Genomic DNA, 17293 nt, shown 5'->3' with positions numbered 1-17293 from the left:
CCCACGGTCCGACCCGGCCCACCGTCCGGGAACGGCGGGGTTGATTGTCGGTGGGGGCTGCAACCCTGGCGGTATGGACGACGAGGCGCTGATGCGGGGCCGGGTGTACGGGGCGGATCACGACGATCCCGACCCCGGCCCGCGCCCCGGGCGGGTGTACCGGGAGCTGGTGGCGGGCCCGTTGGACGGACTGCTGCTGGACGTCACCGGTTGGAGTGTGGGCCGGCTGGCCGCCGGCGCCGCCCTGGCGACCGAGATCGGCGCCTACGGGGGCGGCGGCCACACCCTCTACGGCCCGCGCCCCGAGGACCCGCGCCGCTGGGACTGGCAGGGCGACGCCCCGTAAGCCCCCGCCCGGTCCCCGTGAGGCCCTCGCCCGGCCCCGCGCCAGACCCCCGCGCATCCAGCGGACGGGTCCTGACGGACCTCTGACGCAAGCTCAAGTTACTGTCAGGTATTTTTAAGGAGCCTCTCAGGTGAACATTGCCACTTCTTGAAGGACTGCCTGTGCTCCGTCGCCCGTCCCGCCCCCTCGCCGCCCGCGCCGCCCGCGCCACGCTCGCCGCCACCGCCGCGCTCACCCTCGGCACCGCGCTGGCCGCGCTCCCCGCCTCTCCCGCCTTCGCCGACGCGCCGATAACCGCCGCGGGGACGCCCGCGCCCGCCGGCAGCCCGCACCTGGACGCCGTCGAGCAGACGCTGCGTCAGGTCTCGCCCGGCCTGGAGGGAACGGTCTGGCAGCGCACCAGCGGCAACAGCCTGGACGCCCCCGCCGGTGACCCGGCCGGCTGGCTGCTGCAGACCCCCAACTGCTGGGGCGACCCGAGCTGCACCGACCGGGTCGGCACCGACAAGCTGCTGGCCAAGATGACGGCGAACATCGCCGCCGCCACCCGCACCGTCGACATCTCCACCCTCGCGCCGTTCCCCAACGGCGAGTTCCAGGACGCGATCGTGGCGGGCCTGAAGGCCTCGGTGGCGGCGGGCAACAAGCTGACCGTGCGGGTCCTGGTGGGGGCCGCGCCGCTCTACAACATCACCGCACTGCCCACCCGTTACCGCGACGACCTGGTGGCCGCGCTCGGCCCGGCCGCCGCCGGCGTCACGCTGAACGTCGCCTCGATGACCACCTCCAAGACCGCGCTGTCCTGGAACCACTCCAAGCTGCTGGTGGTGGACGGCCGCAGCGTGATCACCGGCGGCATCAACGACTGGAAGGACGACTACATCGACACCACCCACCCGGTGTCCGATGTCGACCTCGCGCTGACCGGCCCCGCCGCCGCCTCGGCCGGCTCCTACCTCGACACCCTGTGGGGCTGGACCTGCAAGAACACCGGAGTCCTGTCGAGCGCCTGGTTCGCCTCCAGCAACGGCGCGCCCTGCCTGCCGAGCCTGGAGAAGGACGCCAACCCCGGGCCCGTGCCGGCCACCGGCAACCTGCCGGTGATCGCGATCGGCGGCCTGGGCGTCGGGATCCAGAGCGTGGACCCGACCTCCACCTACCAGCCGGACCTGCCGGCCACCGCCGACGCCAAGTGCGGCCCGATCGCCCTGCACGACAACACCAACGGCGACCGCGACTACGAGACGGTCAACCCCGAGGAGAGCGCGCTGCGGGCCCTGGTGGCCAGTGCGACCAGCCACATCGAGATCTCCCAGCAGGACCTGAACGGCACCTGCCCGCCGCTGCCGCGCTACGACCTGCGCCTCTACGACCTGCTCGCCGCCAAGATCGCCGCCGGCGTGAAGGTGCGCATCGTGGTGAGCGACCCCGCCAACCGCGGTGCGGTCGGCAGCGGCGGCTATTCGCAGATCAAGTCCCTGTCGGAGATCAGCGACGCGCTCCAGGCCCGGCTCGCGGCCCTGACCGGCAACGCGCCGGGCGCGAAGGCCACCATGTGCCAGAACCTCCAGCTCGCCTCCTTCCGCGTGGCCCCGACCGCGACCTGGGCCGACGGCCACCCGTTCGCGCTGCACCACAAGGTGGTCACGGTCGACGGCTCGGCGTTCTTCGTCGGCTCGAAGAACCTGTACCCCGCCTGGTTGCAGGACTTCGGCTACCTGGTGGAGAGCCCGAGCGCGGCCGCCCAGCTGGACGCCGACCTGCTGGCCCCCGAGTGGCAGTACTCGCAGGCCGCCGCCACGGTCGACTACACCCGCGGCATCTGCCCGAACTGAGAGGGTCGGCCAGCAGGGGCCGGCCCACTGGGCCGGCCCACCGCGCTGCTGCCTGGTTTCACCCCGCTGACGGCCCGGTCTGCCGGAAATCCGCGTGTATGGGTGGATATCAGGGCTTTTCTCCCTAGGGTGGGCGCATGAGAAGCGTGCCCCGCTGGACCGTGATCTCGTCGGGAGTCGCCCCCTTCCTGCTGGTCGGCGGGTGGCTCGCGGCGGGCGCCCTGCAGAGCCCCGGCTACGACCCGGTCTCCGACACGATCAGCGCGCTGGCCGGCACCACCGCCTCCTACAGCTGGATCATGACCGGCGTGCTCTTCGCCCTGGGGCTCTGCCACTGGGCCACCGCGTACGGACTGCGTGCGGTCTCGACACCCGGCCGGGTGGCACTGGCCTGCGGGGGAGTGGCCTCGGTGCTGGTCGCCCTCGCCCCGGAGTCGGCAGCCGGCCCGTCCGCCCGGCACAGCGCGTCCGCAGCCTTCGGTGTGGTGGCCCTGGGTCTGTGGCCGTGCCTGGCCGCCCGGTACGGCCGACCCGGCCCGCGGGCGCTGCGGCCCTGGGCCTCGAACGCGGCGACGGCGATGACGCTGGTCATCGCGCTGTGGTTCCTCTACGCCCTGCGCGGCCACGGCACCGCGGGCCTGGCCGAACGCGTCCTGACGGGCTTCCAGACCCTGTGGCCGTTGGTCGTCGTGGCGTCCTGCCTGCGCTATGCCGCCCGCACGGCGCCGTCCGGCGCGATGCGCGACGCGCGTACCGAATCCAGCTCCGGCGAGCAGCGGTCCTGACCCCGTCGTGCGGCGGGTCCACCGGATCCGTCCTTCGGGGTCAGCCCAGCTCGCGCCGGCCGCCGCCCGGCCTGATCAGGGCGGCCAGCTCCTCGGCTGTGGTAACCGTGCGCTGCTGGCCGTTGAGCAGGACCGCGGTGAGCATCACCGGGTCGGACCACTCGATGACCAGCCGCTCGGAACCGCGCAGGTAGAAGTTCCTGCCCCACACGCTGCCGCGCGCCGCCGTCTCGGGAAACGCCCGGACGTCCGGCGCCGTCACCCGCGACCAGCCCGCCCGTGCGATCTCCGTATCCCAGAACCCTGGACCCGCCAGCATGATCGAACCTCCCGTCCTCAACGACCCTATCCGCCCGCGCGGCCCACTGCTGGCGGGCATCCCCGCGCGGTCGGTGACACCCGGGGTTCGTCGGACAAGTGTTTGTCGGACAAGCCCGAGGGCCCGGCGACACGGGACGCCGGGCTTGGGGCCGGTCTTCGAACGCCCCGCCCGCCCTGCGGGCGGACGACGGGACTACGAAGACCAGCCCCGGTGGACCTTCAGCACTGGGGACGGCGACCGTGATTGGCCTTGTGCTTGCAGCGGCCCTTCTTCTTGCGGCGTCGCTTCGATGACATGGCCCACTCCTCTCGCGGAAAGCGGCTGATCACCCCTCCTCCAAAGGTTGCACAAGTGGGACCTACCGGCCCGCCCGGTCGGCGGCGGCCGCCAGCAGCTCGGGCAGCGTGCCCGGGAAGGACCGGAACAGCACACCGACCTCGGCCCAGAACCCGGCGGGCGGATCGGCCGCCAGCGCGCGGTCCAGGAAATCGAGCGCCGCCTCGTGCAGCGCCTGCCGTCCGCCGCCCGGCTCCTGCCGGTAGGTGTGGAACGTCGACTCCTGGCCGGTGCAGCAGGCCACGGTCACGGCGGGGACGGCCACCGGATCCGGCCCGCCCAGCGGGCCGGCGGGGCAGCGCTCATGCCGGGCGAGCGCCAGGGCCGCGATCCGGGGCAGCGTGCGGCCGAGCCCGGCGGCCGTGACCAGTGCCCAGTCCACCTGGTACGGCTCCGCCAGGATCTCCCCGATCCGGGCGGGACCCTGGCAGCCGGTGGCGCCACCCGGTCTTCAGTGGAGTGGGCGGCGGCCCCAGCAGGTGATCAACGGTGCGGTGGTGACGTCCAGTTCACCGTCGCTGTCCTCCTGGCGCAGGTTCGCCAGGTGCTGCTCGATCTCCTCGGGGGTGGCCAGCCCGGCCGCGGTCAGCTGCTCGCGCAGCTGGCGGACGGTGGCGGCCTCCAGCTCCCGGCAGGCCGGTGAGGTGACCGGGAAGTACGCCTCGGCCGCCACCTCGCGCAGTCCGGCGGAGCGCAGCAGGGCGGGCAGGGTGCGGCCGAAGCCGAGGTCGACGCCGCGTTCGGCGAGCAGGGCACGGAAGCCGCGCCGGATCCGGTTGGCCAGCTCCTCGGCCGGGCCGCGCTCGTCGGGGCAGGCCAGCGGCTGCAGCGAGGGATCGGCGTCCTCGATGACCAGCAGGCCACCCGGCCGCACCGCCGCGGCCAGGGTGCGCAGCACCCGGGCGCGCTCGGGCAGGTGGACGAGCACGAGCCGGGCGTGCACCAGGTCGAACTCCCCGCCGGGCGGTTCCTCGTTGACCACGTCGTGGCGCAGCACCCGCACCGGCGCACGGTCGGGCCCGCCGTCGGCCAGGCCGGTCAGCCAGCTGGTGTCGAGGTCGGTCACCAGCACCTCCCCGGTCGGGCCCACCCGGTCGGCGAGGGCGGCCGGCAGGGAGGCGCCGCCGGCCCCGACCTCCCAGCAGCGCAGGCCGGTCAGCGGCCCCACCCGCTCCAGATGCGCGAGCGTCCACGGGTCGAAGAGTTCGGCGAACGCCTCGAAACGTCGCCCGGCCTCCCGCTGCCGGTTGTCCAACAGGTATGCGTTGTCAGCTGCCATACCGCCCATCCTGCCCCAGCCGGGACCGGCGACCCGCGGCGGGCGGCCCTTCGGCAGCGTGCCGGTGTCGCGATCCGCGACCAGGAGCCCCCCACAGGCCCCTGACCTGCCGGCTCGGGACCCCGGAAGGATCGGCGTCATGCCCGCACCTGGTCGCTCTGGCAGCCGCCCCGAACTGATCCGCCGCGAGGCGGGCCCTGTGACAGGCTGACCGAATGGCGACGAACCACGAGTACCCATCCGGTCCCCACCCCGACCTCCGTCAGCCGTGGTCGGACGCCGCACCGGTCCACAGCGACCTCCTCGCGGCGAAAGCACTCGTCTACGACCCCTGCGGGTTCACCTGCACGCAGCCGGCCGCCGAGGCCGAGAGCGCCGAGTACGCTGCCTACGCGTTCACCCTTGACGGACTCTCCATCCGGTTCCGCGCCGCCAGGACGACCCCCACCAAGGTCGGTCAGTTCGTCACCGTGTGGAAGAGGTCGCCAGGCGGGCCCATCCAGCCCTTCGACGTCACCGATCCCGTTGACCTCTTCGTCATCAGCACCCGCGACGAGCAGCACTTCGGCCAGTTCGTCCTTCCGATGGACGTGCTGCGCCGACACGGTGTCGCGTCGGCCGACGGCTCCGGTGGGAAACGAGCCTTCCGGGTCTACCCGCCCTGGGTGACCACCACCAACCGTCAGGCCGGCAACGCTCAGGCGTGGCAGCTGGACCACTTCCTGCAGCTGCGCCAGGACGGGCCCATCGATTCGGCCCGTGCCCGGGCGCTCTACCGCGCACCCACGGCCACTGATCACGCGTAATGAGTCGGCCGGTCCAGGTGGAGGGTGGCCGTGGCGCCGCCGTCGGGGGCGTTGGTGAGGTCGAGCCGGGCCTGCAGGACGGCGGCCTGGCCGAGGGCGATGGTCAGGCCCAGGCCGTGGCCCCGGCCGCGTTCGGGGGCGCCGGTGTGGAAGCGCCGCAGGCCGTGGGTGAGCAACTCGGGCGGGTAGCCGGGGCCGTGGTCGCGGACGGTGATGGTGTGCCCGTCGAGGGTGATCCGTACCGGGGCGTGGCCGTGGCGGTGGGCGTTGGTCAGCAGGTTGGTGAGGATGCGGTCCAGGCGGCGCGGGTCGGTGGTCACCGTAGCGGCCTGACGGACCGTCACCTCGGCTGCCAGGCCGGTGTGTTCGAGCGTCTCCCGGACGATGTCGGTCAGCGGCACGGGGTGCAGATCGGCCTGCTCGACCCCGGCGTCCAGGCGGGAGATCTCCAGCAGGTTCTCGGCCATGGTCCGCAGGACCGTGACGCGGTCGCGCACCAGCTCGCTCGCCTCGCCGTCCGCCAGCAGCTCGGCGGCGACGACCAGGCCCGCCAGCGGAGTGCGCAGCTCGTGGGCGACATCGGCGGTGAAGCGCTGTTCGGTCAGCAGACGCTCGTGCATCGCGTCGGCCATGTGGTCGAAGGCCGCGGCGATGTCGTCGATCTCGTCGTGTCCGCGGGCCCAGGCGGGGGACCAGCCGGACGGGCGGGCGCGGGCCTGGAGGTCTCCGGCGGAGATGCGGCGGGCGGTGGCGGCGACCCGGCGCAGGCGCCGGTTGGGGAGTTCGGCCGCCAGCGCGGCGGTGGGGATGATGACGGCCAGGGCGGCGAGCGAGGCGTAGAGCATGTGCCGGTCCAGCGCCTGCAGGCTCAGCTGGTCGGTGGTCATGTCGTGTTGGACGGAGAGCAGATGGCCGTTCGCCGGGCCGGCGGCCCACACCCAGGTGCGGTAGGCGCTCGGGTGCGCGTAGGCGGTGGCGTACGGCTGGGTGCGGGCCTGCTCGACCAGGGCGGGCGGCAGGCCGTCGAAGTCGAGTTGGGCGACCGGCGGCGGGGTGCCGGTCCGCTCGTAGGTGTTCGTGGCACTGATGAGTTCGTCGACCGCCTGGCCCCGGGCGATGGCTTTGGCGCGGTCCCAGGTGGAGTTGTGGACGAGCACGCCGACGCCGAGCGCGAGCGCGGCGGAGGCGGTGGCGGCCAGCGCGGCGATCTTCCAGCGCAGCGAGTGCGGGTTGGGGCGAAGACTTCTCAGCTGCACGTGGTCAGCGCCTGAGCTTGTAGCCGAAGCCACGCACGGTCTCGATCCGGTCGGCGCCCACCTTCTTGCGCAGGCGCTGCACGGCCAGGTCGACGACCCGGCTGTCGCCGTTCCAGCCGTAGTCCCACACGGTGCGCAGCAGGGTGTGGCGGTCCAGCACGATGCCCGGGTTGGCGGCGAACTCCAGCAGCAGGCGCAGTTCGGTGGGCGTCAGGAGGACGGGAGCCCCGGCCAGCCGGACCTCCATCCCGAGCGTGTCGATGGTCAGGTCGCCGAAGGCCAGCAGGCCGTCCGCCCGCGCCGCCGGCGCCTGCGCGGGCGGGGCGTCCGGTGCCGCGTCCGCGCCGCCGGGCGTCGGGTAGGTGGCGCGGCGCAGCAGGGAGCGGATCCGGGCGACCAGGACCGCGGTGTCGACCGGCTTGACGACGTAGTCGTCCGCGCCGGCTTCGAGACCGGCCACCACGTCCAGCGCGTCACCGCGCGCGGACATCATCAGCACCGGCGTCAGGCTGTTCTCGCGGACCAGACGGCACAGGCTGACGCCGTCCAGCTCGGGCAGCATCACGTCGAGCAGCAGCACGTCGTGGCCGCCCTCACGGGCCAGCCGCAGCCCGGTGGCGCCGTCCGCGGCGGTGGTGACCTGGTAGTCGTAGCGCTGCAGGGCGAGGGTGACGGAACGGCGGATCACCTCGTCGTCCTCGACCAGCAGCACGCGCACGCTCTGCGGCGGCAGGCCCGGGGTGGTGGCGGTGCGGGTCAAGGTGTCCTTCCTGCGGGTCTCGGCGGATCGCCGGGGGAGTGCCGATGGCTGGGGGAGTGCCGATGGCCGGGGGAGCGCCGGGTCCGTCCTGAGCGGGGCCCCTGGCCGGCACGTGCGCTCAACCGTACTGGACCTGCTCCGCGCCGCCGGGCCCAGGCGGGCGGCTGTCCGGCGCACGGCCACGGCCCGGCGCACGGCTACTGTCCTGCCGCTGACGGCGTTCCCGCGGGCGTCGGCGACCGCGTGGGTGACGGCCCGGCCAGGGTGCTCTGGACGGCGCTGATCAGGGTGTGGCTGACGGCCAGTACGGTGCGCAGCCCCTGGGCCGGCGGCTTGCCGGCGTCCTGGCCCAGGACGACGCCGATGGCCAGCCGCGTCCCGGCGGGGCCGGCCACCCGGGCGGCCCAGACCAGGTTGCCCCCGGCGGCCGTGCTGGAGCCGGTCTTCAGCCCGACGACGCCGTCGTGGCCGACCAGGGTGTTGGTGTTGCGCACCGTGCCGGGCACCCCGGGAACGGTGGCGGACTCGGTGGCGGCGATCGCGGCCAGCGCCGGCAGGGCCATCGCCTGCCGGGCGAGCAGGAGTTGGTCGTCGGAGGTGCTGACGGTGCTGTCCTGGATGCCGCTGGCACCGGTGTAGGTGGTGTTCGTCATACCCAGCGCGCCGGCCCGGCCGTTCATCCTCGTCACGAAGGCCTCCTCGCTGCCCGCGTCCCAACGGGCCAGCAGCCGGGCGATGTTGTTGCCCGAGGGGAGCATCATCAGCTGCAGCAGCTGCCGCTCGGTCAGCTGCTGGCCGGCGCGCACCGGGGCGGTGGACTCGTCCTTGGAGAAGGACTCGTCGGCGGCCTGCTGGTCGACGGTGATGGTGGGGCCCTCGGTGGCCGGGCCGTCCAGCGGGTGGTCCTGGAGGACGACGTAGGCGGTCATCACCTTGGTGACGCTGGCGATCGGCACCGGGCGCTGCTCCCCGCGCGAGCCGATCCGGCCCAGCCCTTCCACCGTCATGCTCGTCTGGCCCTGGACCGGCCAGGGCAGGTCGGTCCAGGCGGGCAGGGCCAGGATCGGGGCGGGGGCCCGGTGCCCGGCACCGGGGGCGAGGGTGAAGGCGAGGGCGGCGAGGGCGACCCCGCAGGTGGGCCACAGCAGCGCGCGGGTCCTGCGCGGGTGGGCCGTGGCCGCTACCGGGCGCGCGGTGAAGCGTGCGCGCAGACGTCCTCGTCGGGTACGCGTCTCGGTCATCGAAGGCCACCTCCGGGGGCTGGACACGCCGGCGTGCGCGTCGCCACCACGGTGGCTTCACGAGGTGTCGGCTCCGCGGTGGCCGTGTATCCGCTGCCGCTTGGCCCTGTATCGGTTGGGCATCAGCCCACCCGCGTAGCCTTGGCGCTCGGTTTCCCGGCCGGTTTCCCGGCCGGGAAACCGGCCGGGAAACCGGCCGGGAAACCGCTGGTACGGAGGAGAGGGGTCGGGGCGTGGTCGACGGCTGGGAATGGGACGACACGCTGTTCGCGGGTTCGGCCGCTTATTACCGGCGGGGGAGGCTGCCCTACGCCCCCGGGCTGGCGGACGCGCTCGCCGATGCGCTGCGGCTGGACGGGCGCGGGCGCCTGCTCGACGTGGGATGCGGGCCCGGCACCCTCGCCCTGGAGCTCGCGCGGTTGTTCGGCGAGGTCGTCGGGGTGGACCCGGACGACGGGATGATCGCCGAGGCCGGGCGGGCGGCCGCCGAGGAGGCACCGGCGGGGAAGGCGCGCTGGGTCCGGGCCCGGGCCGAGGAGCTGCCCGCAGGCCTCGGCACCTTCACCGTCGCGGCCTTCGGCCAGTCCTTCCACTGGATGGACCGCGACCGGGTGGCGACGGCGGTGCGGGCTATGCTCCGCCCGGGCGGGGCAGTGGTGCACGTCTCGGACCTCAAGGGAGAGGTCCGCGGCGTCGAAGGACTGCCGCACCCGGCGGTGCCGTACGCGGCGATCGACGAGCTGGTCCGGCGCTACCTGGGCCCGGTGCGGCGGGCGGGCCAAGGGGTGCTGCCGCACGGGACGCCCGGGGGCGAGGCGGCGGTGTTCGCCCGGGCGGGGTTCGCCGGCCCGCGGCGCCTGGTCGTCCCCGGTGGGCAGCCGCTGGAACGTGACGGTGACGACGTGGTCGCGGGGGTGTTCTCGATGTCGTTCTCGGCTCCGCACCTGTTCGGCACGGAGCGCGACGGCTTCGAGGCGGAGCTGCGCGCACTGCTGCGGCAGGCCTCCGCCTCGGGCCGCTTCTCCGAGCGCCGGCCGGGCACCGAGGTGCACCTCTGGTGGCGGGACCCGGCCGGTCCCTGAGCCCTGACCGGCCGCCTGATGCCGCAGGGGCAGGCCGGGTCGGCGTCAGCGACCGGCCTGCCCCGTGCGGAGCCTGCCCCGTGCGGAGCCTGCCCCGTGCGGAGCCTGCCCCGTGCGGAGCCCGCTCAGCTCGGCAGGTTCCACGTCTGGTTGGCACCGCCGGTGCAGTCCCAGATCTCCGTCTGGGTGCCCGGCGTGGTGGACCAGCCGGTGTCGTCCAGGCATTTGCCGGACTGTGGGTTGTACAGCGAGCCGTTCGACTGCGGTATCCAGACCTGTGAGCCGGTGTTGTTGCAGTCGTAGAGGTCGACCAGGGTGCCGTTCGTGGTCCCGGCCGCGTCCACGTCCAGGCACTTGCCCAGGACGTGCAGGGTGCTGCCGGCCTGGACGACCGTCCACTGCTGGGCGGGGGTCCCGTTGCAGGTGTAGACCTGCACGGGGTTGTAGTTCGCGGTCGACGCCGAGCGGTCGTCCAGGCAGAGGCCGCCGTAGCCGGTGATCGCCGAACCGCCACCCCCACCCCCGCCGGTGGTGGTGTAGGCCGCGACGGAGGCGACACTCATCGTCGCCCCCGAGCTGGTGGCGGCCGTCGGCGTGGTGCATCCGCAGACGCCGTTGGGGAAACCGCCCCCGATGGCCAGGTCGAAGATGATGGACAGGTTGTGGTCGAAGGCCTGCTGCCAGGTGGCGGCGCCGACCTGGCTCTCGGCCACGCTGAAGTAGGCGGCGCCGTCGAGGTACCAGGTGATCGACTCCGCGGCCGTGTTGGTGCGGTCCAGGATCATCGCGTAGGTGTGGTAGCCGCTGAGGCAGCCCGAGCAGGCGCGCAGGCCGCTGCCGATGCCGTTGTTCTCGTTGCAGACCCCGCCGGGGGCGGTGCCGCAGTGGATGGTGCCGGCGACCTGCGAGAGGGCGTTGACGTCCTCCATGATGTCGATCTCGCCGTTCTCGGGCCACTGCCCGGGGCCCAGCATCCAGAACGCGGGCCAGTAGCCGAGCCCGCTGCCGGGGTTCGGCTGCATGATCGACGCCGTGACCTCCAGCTTGCCGCCCGCCGGTGCGCCGACGACGGCGCTCGGCGTGTGGATCCGGCCCGAGGTCCAGTTGCCGCCGTTGTTCAGGGCGGTGATGTCCAGGTGGCCGCTGCCGTCGAGGTGGACGTTGGCGGTCGAGTTGGTCATGGTCTCGATCTCACCGGTGCCGAAGTTCGAGCCGGGGCCGGTGTCGTAGGTCCAGTTCGCCCCGGACGGTGGCGCGCCGGCCGCGCCCGAGAAGTCGTCGCTGAACACGGTCGTCCACCCCGCCGGCGGGCCGGGCACGGGCACCGCGCCGGCCTCGGGCGCCCGGGCGGTGAACGCGAGGAGCAGGCTCAGGGCGCCGAGCACCGCGATCCGGCGACCCGCGCGGGCCGGGGTGCGGCCGGGGGCGGGGCGGCCGGGGACGGGGCGGTCGGGGGTGTGGCCCGGGGCGTGGTCCGGGTGGTGGCTTCGGGATCGGGTGAAGAAGCGAACGCGCCGGAGGGCGTGCCGACGCGGCAGTTCGTGGCTCATCTGCGACTCCCAGACAGGAGGAGCGCGGGAGCAACAGGCCAGGTGGGGGCCTGGTCCCGCGCATGCGGAGCGGTGGAATCATCCCAACACGGACTGAACTGCGCCGTATTCAACTCCTGTACCTGTCAACGCGTCAAGGCACCGGACAAGCAATCCCTGGCATCAGATCCTGAACGCGCCCGAGCACGGACGGTGACGAAATGCGCCCGCTGAGCGTGCCGTCCCGTGACGGTCCTCACGCGCCCCCGCTGTCTACGGCCCTTGCTAGTAGCGGGTTCGCGGCTCCGGGGCGGGGCGGTCACCGCTGCGCCGGCCGGCGGTGCCGCGGATTTCCGGCGCCGACCAGCCGGTCGGCGTCCGCGCAGGTCAGCGCGGTGGTGCGGGCGGTCATCACGCGGCCGAAGGCGAGGTTTGAGCCCCCGGAGCACGGGTAGCCGACCCGCCCGAACGGCTGTCGGGACTGTACCGGGCTACGACGCAACGTCGTATCGGCACCCCTTGGAGCGGGCCCCCGACCCCGCTAACAATGGCGAAGTCGTCAGATGCGGCGGAGGCCCGTCCCCCGTCGTGACTCCCGTCCGGCAGTCGCTCACCGTGAGACTGCCCCGGTGCCCAACCCCTGACCGCGAGGCCGCGTCGTCGAGCCTGCGGACCCTCCGGAGGCCAGGCACCCAACTGATTGAGGTCGAACTCCACATGCCCGTGATCTCCACCCGCATGCGCAAGTCCGCCGCCCTTCTCGCCTCCGCCGCCGGCATCGTCGCCATCGGCGCGGCGGTGGCCCCCACCGTCGCCTCGGCCGAGACCCCGCAGTCCATCGCCGCCGCCATCGTGCCCGCCGACCAGCTGGCCTCCTTCGACCAGATCGTCTCCCACGAGAGCGGCTGGAACGTCACCGCGACCAACCCCTCCTCCGGCGCCTACGGCCTGGGCCAGGCCCTGCCCGGCAACAAGATGGCCTCCGCCGGCGCCGACTGGCAGACCAACGCGTCCACCCAGATCAAGTGGACGTACGACTACATGAACAGCCGCTACGGCAGCCCGAACCAGGCCTGGGCCTACTGGCAGATCCACCACAACTACTGATCACCCGATCAGCGCCCCGCTCACGGAGGCGGCCGTCTCCCAGGCGAAGCCGTCCGGGTCGGTGCAGGGCCCTGGCGTGCCGCCGATCGTGAGCCGGTGCGATCCGGTGCCCTCGGGGGAGACGCCGGCGTCCTCGGCCGGCGCGCGGTGCCGGTAGAGCCCCAGTGACGGGGCTCGACCCGCCGGCGAACTCCACGTACATCCGGCCGAAGCTCTTCGCCACGGTCAGGCCACGCTCCGTGTAGAACCGCTTGCTCGCGGCCACGTCCGCGACCCCGAGCAGCAGCACCAGCTGGTCGAACCGCCGGGTGGCCGGGCCGGTGTCCTTCTTCGCCGAGGTCGCGACCTTCCAGATCGCCCCGTCCGGAGCCCGGACGACGCCGCCGTGGCCCCAGAGCGACTTGGTGACGGGCTTGAGCGGTGTGGCGCCGGCTTCGAGGGCGGCGTCGAGGGCGGCGTCGACGAAGGCGTTGACGTCGGCCGGCCGGGACACCGTGAGCGAGAGCGTGAACCGTCGCGCCCCCGTGACCCACTGCTCGCGTACCGCCACCGGTACGATGCGGGCATCGGCGCTCAGGGGGAGCGCTCGGCTGCTCGGGGGAGCACAGTGAAACACCGTCAGATCGCCACCACCGCCCTGGTGGCCACGCTCGGCACCGCCCTCGTCCTGCTGACCGGCTGCTCGAAGAGCGGCGCGGGCGACTCGGCCAGGACGCTCGCCATCGGTGGCACGGCCACCGTCAAGGCCAACGCGGACAACAAGCAGCAGGTCGCGGTGAGCGTCACCGTCACGGGCATCGAGGCCGGCACCAGTGCGGACCTGCGCGAACTGGAGAACTCCTCGCAGTACAGCGGGAAGACCCCGTACTACCTGCGCTACCGGATCGCCGCGACCCAGAGCGGTGACAGCGACGTCCTCGAGGACTTCGTGGCCTACGCAGGGGCCGAGCAACTCACCCAGCTGGACGTGATGCCCAGCCTGGACGTCACCGGGGATCCGAACAACCCGCTGACCTCCCACGGCTTTTCGAAGTGCGAGCCGGCCGATACCGCGAAGCTCAAGAACGCGGCGGCCGGCCAGAGCCTGGACGGCTGCGTGATCTACCTCGCCGACGGGGGCGTCGGCGCGCCGACCAAGGTCCAGTGGGGGACCCCACCCACCATCTGGAAGCCATGACATGCGCTTCGTGGTGGGTTTCTCGATCTTCACCGCCGGCCTGGTCGGGGTCGCCGCTGCGAGCAAGGGCCTTGGCGGGTGGGCGCGTTGGGATCGGCAGCAACGCGCCCTCTGCGTGGTCTCGTTCGCCCTCGCGCTCGTCGGGATCGCCGTGATCGGCTGACGGAGCGTCAGAAGGGCCGCGAGGCGTCAGAACAGCACGAGGCGTCAGAACGGCACGGAGCCTCAGGACAGCTTGGCCAGGGCCTTGTCCAGCAACGGCTGCGGGTCCAGGGTGTTGTCCGAACCGTTCTCGCCGGGCTGCACGAAGAACTCGACCAGGTATCCGCCCCGACTGGTGGTCAGCTTCTCGATGACGACCGGTGCGTACGGAGTGGCATCGGCGACGTCCGCGCAGCTGTAGGTCTCGCGGCGGGCGACCACGTCCCCGGTGGCCCCGGCGACCGTGGGGGCCGGGAGCGTCGTCGTGGTCACGGTGCACCGCTGCTTCGAGCCGCCGGAGTCCACCAGGTCGACGGTGTAGGAGGGGCAGGCGGCCACCTCCTTGGCGGCTTGCAGGTACGCGTCGGCCTGGTCGGCGGAGACCTGTTGCACCGACTCGCCGTAGGATCCGCCGGCGGCGGCCGACGGGGACGCGTCGCCGGCCACGGCGGTGTACTCGACGGTGTTGTCGGGCGTGCGGTGCCACACGGGCTCCTGGTTCCTGGCGGCGCAGGTCGCGGGCCAGCTGCCGTCGGCCGGGCGCAGATAGCCCATGTCACCCGCACCCCAGTCGCTCTGGAAGCCGGCCGGCATGTCACCGGCCTGGAGCAGCTTCGACTTCAGTGACGAACCGCCCAGACCGAGGGCCGAGCCACCGGGCACGCTGCCCGTGAGGCCCCAGACGACCAGGACCGTGACCACCCCGCACACCAGCACGCCCGCGCCGGCCACCGCCGCGATCGCCCCGCGCGAGGTGCGGCGCTTGATCGGCGAGGTGGGCTCCGCGACGAACGGCGCGACGGGCGATGCCACGGGCGATGCGGCCGGCGGCGCCACGGACGGCGCGACGGCCCGAACGGCCGGCGGCGCCAGGGGCATCGCCGGCACGGGAGTTGGCGCCGCCGGTGTGACCGGGGCCGCGCCCTGCTCCGCCGAGTCGAGCAGCGCGGTGGCACCGGCGACGGTGAGCCGCTGGGCCGGGTCCTTGACCACCAGGCCCTCGATCAGCGGCGCGAGTTCCGCGGCGTGGCGCAGCGGCGGGGCAGGGTCGCAGATCACCGCGAGCAGCGCGGCGGTCGGCGTCGCCCGGCGGAACGGCGACAGTCCCTCGACCGCGTGGTAGAGCGCGACGCCGAGGGAGAACAGGTCACCGGCAGCACCGTTGTCCTGACCCTGGATCCGCTCGGGCGCCATGTACTCCACCGAGCCGATGAGGGCGCCGGTCGCGGTGAGCGCGGTGTCCTCGGCCTGCACGGCGATGCCGAAGTCGGTGAGCAGCACCCGCCCGTCGTCGGTCAGCATGATGTTGGCCGGCTTCACGTCCCGGTGCACCACGCCCGCCGCGTGGGCGGCGCCCAGTGCCGCGAGCATGGCCCGGGCGATCCGGGTGACCTGCTCGGGTGGCAGCGATTCGCCCTCCCGGAGCAGGTCGGCCAGCGACCGGCCCTGGACCAGCTGCATCACGATCCATGGCGCGCCGTTCTCGACCAGGACGTCGTGGACCGCGACGACGTTCGGGTGATCGCGCAGCCGGGCGGCGCTACGGGCCTCGCGCTGCGCCCGCAGCAGGCGTTCGCCGCGCTCGGCCGGGCTCATCGCCGGTGCGAGCCAGACCTCCTTGACCGCGACGTCGACGCCGAGCGCCTCGTCGGCGGCCTGCCACACCCGGCCGAAGCCGCCCGCTCCCAGCCGCCGTACCAACCGGTACCGGCCGCCGACGACCAGCCCCTCGTGTGCCTCGGCCCCGGCCGCGTCGCCCTGCACGGAAGTCACCGTGATCCCCCTCCTCGCCCGGCCGTCATGATAGCCACGTTTGACATGCAGGCATTTGCTTGCATGATGGAAGGGTGAGCAACGACATGGACAGGGTCTTCAAGGCCCTGGCCGATCCGACCCGCCGGCTCCTGCTCGACCGGCTGTACGAGAACAACGGCCAGAGCCTGGGCGAGCTGTGCGAGAACGTGCGGATGTCCCGGCAGGCAGCGACCCAGCACCTGGGTCTGCTGGAGGCCGCCAACCTCATCAGCACGGTTCGGCGCGGCCGGGAGAAGCTGCACTACCTCAACCCCGTACCGCTCCACGAGATCCAGGAGCGGTGGATCGACAAGTTCGAGCGGCCCCGCCTGCGCGGGCTGAGCGCACTGAAACAGAGAGCGGAAACAGCCATGAGCACCACCACCAAGCCCGAGTTCGTCTACACCACCTACATCGAGGCCACCCCCGAGAAGGTGTGGGAGTGCCTGACCGACCAGGAGGCGACGGCCGCCTACTGGGGCCACCGCAACGTCTCCGACTGGCAGCCCGGCTCCCTCTGGGAGCACCAGCGCCTGGACGGCTCCGGCATCGCCGACGTCGTGGGCACCGTCGTGGAGTCGAACCCGCCCCGGCGCCTGGTGGTCACCTGGGCCTCGCCCGATGACCGGTCCGCCGACGGGACCTCGCAGGTCACCTTCGACCTCAAGCCGTACGGCGACACCGTGCGACTGACCGTCACCCACGTGAACCTGCGCGACGAGGTGGCGCACCGCCAGGTGGCCGGCGGCTGGCCGATGGTCCTGTCGAACCTCAAGACCTACGCCGAGACCGGCAGGCCGCTGCCCGCCTCCCTGTGGTCCGCCGGGAACGAGAGCTGACGTTCAGTGCCGCGTCAGGCAACCTTCGCCCGTCGCAAAAGCTGCCTGACGCGGCACTGCCCGGCGGGTTCACCCGTTTCGGCTAGCATCGGGGCCTTTCGACCAACGATCAGGAGTCCGCCGGTGCCAGTAGATCCCTTGCGTGGGCGATTCCGGGCCCGGCCGTGGCTGCGGGGATCGCGGGCCCTGGTGCTGACAGCGGCCCTCGCGGCTGCGGCGGCCGGCTGCGGGCCGAACACCGACGCCTATGTGGCCCTGCAGAACGCGATGAAGTCGCACCTCACCACACAGGACCACCGGCCGGTCGCCTCGGTGTCGTGCACCCCCCACGTCCACGACACCGCTCGCGAGGAGACGGCGCACCTGCGCTGCCTGGTCGTCTTCGACAACAGGACGTCCTACACCGCCAACGCCACCATCCGTAACCAGAACTCCGGCGGGACCCACAACCGGCCCGACTCCTACTCCTGGGACAGCCCGCCCCAGGGCTGAACCGACGCGAATCGTCCGGACGGCCTAGGCTCGACGGGAGCACGCCGTCGGCTTGCTCGGACACCGCGAAGGCCGGACCGCCCACGGACGCCCCCGCTCGGCACCC

At 73.0% G+C, this 17293-nt stretch carries 18 protein-coding genes and 1 pseudogene; 10 read left to right on the top strand and 9 right to left on the bottom strand.

What is annotated here, in order from left to right; translation table 11 throughout:
• Positions 1-73: 73 nt before the first annotated feature.
• From ACFZB9_RS19145 to ACFZB9_RS19135, 3 genes are all read left to right on the top strand, one after another.
• Positions 74-346 (top strand): hypothetical protein, encoded by a 273-nt coding sequence (locus tag ACFZB9_RS19145; RefSeq protein ID WP_391448555.1) that lies wholly within the window; start codon positions 74-76, stop codon positions 344-346.
• A 161-nt stretch (positions 347-507) separates the two neighbouring features.
• Positions 508-2181 carry a phospholipase gene (locus tag ACFZB9_RS19140; protein ID WP_391448553.1) on the top strand — a complete coding sequence of 558 codons (1674 nt, stop codon included), beginning with the start codon at positions 508-510 and terminating at the stop codon, positions 2179-2181.
• Between the two features lie 137 nt (positions 2182-2318).
• Positions 2319-2966, top strand: coding sequence for a DUF998 domain-containing protein (locus ACFZB9_RS19135; protein ID WP_391448551.1), 648 nt, complete (start codon positions 2319-2321; stop codon positions 2964-2966).
• 40 nt (positions 2967-3006) lie between these two features.
• Here the strand turns inward: ACFZB9_RS19135 and ACFZB9_RS19130 are convergent, their stop codons facing one another.
• From ACFZB9_RS19130 to ACFZB9_RS19120, 3 genes are all read right to left on the bottom strand, one after another.
• Positions 3007-3285, bottom strand: a complete 279-nt coding sequence (locus tag ACFZB9_RS19130) for a hypothetical protein (protein WP_327070995.1) — start codon at positions 3283-3285, stop codon at positions 3007-3009.
• 361 nt (positions 3286-3646) lie between these two features.
• Positions 3647-4006, bottom strand: a complete 360-nt coding sequence (locus ACFZB9_RS19125) for a hypothetical protein (RefSeq protein WP_391448549.1) — start codon at positions 4004-4006, stop codon at positions 3647-3649.
• A gap of 69 nt (positions 4007-4075) precedes the next feature.
• Complete coding sequence (locus tag ACFZB9_RS19120) at positions 4076-4903, bottom strand: methyltransferase (protein WP_391448547.1); 828 nt, start codon at positions 4901-4903, stop codon at positions 4076-4078.
• A gap of 215 nt (positions 4904-5118) precedes the next feature.
• On the opposite strand from ACFZB9_RS19120, the gene ACFZB9_RS19115 reads away from it, so the two are divergent.
• A complete protein-coding gene (locus ACFZB9_RS19115) occupies positions 5119-5709 on the top strand; it encodes a MepB family protein (protein ID WP_391448545.1) in 591 nt (196 codons plus the stop codon).
• On the opposite strand, the gene ACFZB9_RS19110 is transcribed toward ACFZB9_RS19115, so the two are convergent.
• From ACFZB9_RS19110 to ACFZB9_RS19100, 3 genes are all read right to left on the bottom strand, one after another.
• Complete coding sequence (locus ACFZB9_RS19110; protein WP_391448543.1) at positions 5700-6965, bottom strand: ATP-binding protein; 1266 nt, start codon at positions 6963-6965, stop codon at positions 5700-5702. The genes ACFZB9_RS19115 and ACFZB9_RS19110 overlap by 10 nt on opposite strands.
• Positions 6966-6969: 4 nt before the next feature.
• Positions 6970-7725: a two-component system response regulator CseB gene (gene cseB / locus ACFZB9_RS19105; RefSeq protein ID WP_391448541.1), complete on the bottom strand. Its 756-nt coding sequence runs from the start codon at positions 7723-7725 to the stop codon at positions 6970-6972.
• 197 nt (positions 7726-7922) lie between these two features.
• Positions 7923-8966 carry a D-alanyl-D-alanine carboxypeptidase family protein gene (locus tag ACFZB9_RS19100; protein ID WP_391448539.1) on the bottom strand — a complete coding sequence of 348 codons (1044 nt, stop codon included), beginning with the start codon at positions 8964-8966 and terminating at the stop codon, positions 7923-7925.
• Positions 8967-9199: 233 nt separating this feature from the next.
• On the opposite strand from ACFZB9_RS19100, the gene ACFZB9_RS19095 reads away from it, so the two are divergent.
• The gene (locus tag ACFZB9_RS19095) at positions 9200-10048 is read left to right on the top strand and encodes a class I SAM-dependent methyltransferase (RefSeq protein WP_391448538.1); all 849 of its coding nucleotides are present in this window, start codon (positions 9200-9202) and stop codon (positions 10046-10048) included.
• Between the two features lie 125 nt (positions 10049-10173).
• Here the strand turns inward: ACFZB9_RS19095 and ACFZB9_RS19090 are convergent, their stop codons facing one another.
• Positions 10174-11598, bottom strand: a complete 1425-nt coding sequence (locus ACFZB9_RS19090) for a ricin-type beta-trefoil lectin domain protein (RefSeq protein ID WP_391448537.1) — start codon at positions 11596-11598, stop codon at positions 10174-10176.
• A gap of 696 nt (positions 11599-12294) precedes the next feature.
• On the opposite strand from ACFZB9_RS19090, the gene ACFZB9_RS19085 reads away from it, so the two are divergent.
• Positions 12295-12684: a lytic transglycosylase domain-containing protein gene (locus ACFZB9_RS19085; RefSeq protein WP_391448536.1), complete on the top strand. Its 390-nt coding sequence runs from the start codon at positions 12295-12297 to the stop codon at positions 12682-12684.
• On the opposite strand, the pseudogene ACFZB9_RS19080 reads toward ACFZB9_RS19085, so the two are convergent.
• Positions 12685-13210, bottom strand: a pseudogene (locus ACFZB9_RS19080) (glyoxalase); the annotation flags it as partial. It abuts the gene before it with no gap.
• A gap of 81 nt (positions 13211-13291) precedes the next feature.
• Between ACFZB9_RS19080 and ACFZB9_RS19075 the strand changes: the two are divergent.
• Both ACFZB9_RS19075 and ACFZB9_RS19070 read left to right on the top strand, forming a co-directional pair.
• Complete coding sequence (locus ACFZB9_RS19075) at positions 13292-13861, top strand: hypothetical protein (RefSeq protein ID WP_391448535.1); 570 nt, start codon at positions 13292-13294, stop codon at positions 13859-13861.
• A gap of 1 nt (position 13862) precedes the next feature.
• Positions 13863-14024, top strand: coding sequence for a hypothetical protein (locus ACFZB9_RS19070; protein ID WP_391448534.1), 162 nt, complete (start codon positions 13863-13865; stop codon positions 14022-14024).
• Between the two features lie 62 nt (positions 14025-14086).
• Here ACFZB9_RS19070 and ACFZB9_RS19065 read toward each other — a convergent pair whose 3' ends face one another.
• Positions 14087-15835 carry a protein kinase gene (locus ACFZB9_RS19065; RefSeq protein WP_391448533.1) on the bottom strand — a complete coding sequence of 583 codons (1749 nt, stop codon included), beginning with the start codon at positions 15833-15835 and terminating at the stop codon, positions 14087-14089.
• An 86-nt stretch (positions 15836-15921) separates the two neighbouring features.
• Between ACFZB9_RS19065 and ACFZB9_RS19060 the strand changes: the two genes are divergently transcribed.
• Positions 15922-16695, top strand: a complete 774-nt coding sequence (locus ACFZB9_RS19060) for an ArsR/SmtB family transcription factor (RefSeq protein ID WP_391448588.1) — start codon at positions 15922-15924, stop codon at positions 16693-16695.
• 123 nt (positions 16696-16818) lie between these two features.
• The gene (locus ACFZB9_RS19055; RefSeq protein WP_391448532.1) at positions 16819-17187 is read left to right on the top strand and encodes a hypothetical protein; all 369 of its coding nucleotides are present in this window, start codon (positions 16819-16821) and stop codon (positions 17185-17187) included.
• Positions 17188-17293: the final 106 nt, after the last annotated feature.

The organism is Kitasatospora sp. NPDC008050 (genome assembly GCF_042957465.1).
Lineage (GTDB): Bacteria > Actinomycetota > Actinomycetes > Streptomycetales > Streptomycetaceae > Kitasatospora.
Note: the sequence above shows the minus strand (reverse complement) of the source record. Positions and strands in the feature narration are given on the sequence as shown.

Coding starts and splice junctions, on each gene's coding strand:
- ACFZB9_RS19115 (WP_391448545.1), top strand. CDS start 5,119: ATGGCGACGAACCACGAGTACCCATCCGGTCCCCACCCCGACCTCCGT.
- ACFZB9_RS19090 (WP_391448537.1), bottom strand. CDS start 11,598: ATGAGCCACGAACTGCCGCGTCGGCACGCCCTCCGGCGCGTTCGCTTC.
- ACFZB9_RS19145 (WP_391448555.1), top strand. CDS start 74: ATGGACGACGAGGCGCTGATGCGGGGCCGGGTGTACGGGGCGGATCAC.
- ACFZB9_RS19070 (WP_391448534.1), top strand. CDS start 13,863: ATGCGCTTCGTGGTGGGTTTCTCGATCTTCACCGCCGGCCTGGTCGGG.
- ACFZB9_RS19130 (WP_327070995.1), bottom strand. CDS start 3,285: ATGCTGGCGGGTCCAGGGTTCTGGGATACGGAGATCGCACGGGCGGGC.
- ACFZB9_RS19100 (WP_391448539.1), bottom strand. CDS start 8,966: ATGACCGAGACGCGTACCCGACGAGGACGTCTGCGCGCACGCTTCACC.
- ACFZB9_RS19060 (WP_391448588.1), top strand. CDS start 15,922: ATGGACAGGGTCTTCAAGGCCCTGGCCGATCCGACCCGCCGGCTCCTG.
- ACFZB9_RS19085 (WP_391448536.1), top strand. CDS start 12,295: ATGCCCGTGATCTCCACCCGCATGCGCAAGTCCGCCGCCCTTCTCGCC.
- ACFZB9_RS19135 (WP_391448551.1), top strand. CDS start 2,319: ATGAGAAGCGTGCCCCGCTGGACCGTGATCTCGTCGGGAGTCGCCCCC.
- ACFZB9_RS19120 (WP_391448547.1), bottom strand. CDS start 4,903: ATGGCAGCTGACAACGCATACCTGTTGGACAACCGGCAGCGGGAGGCC.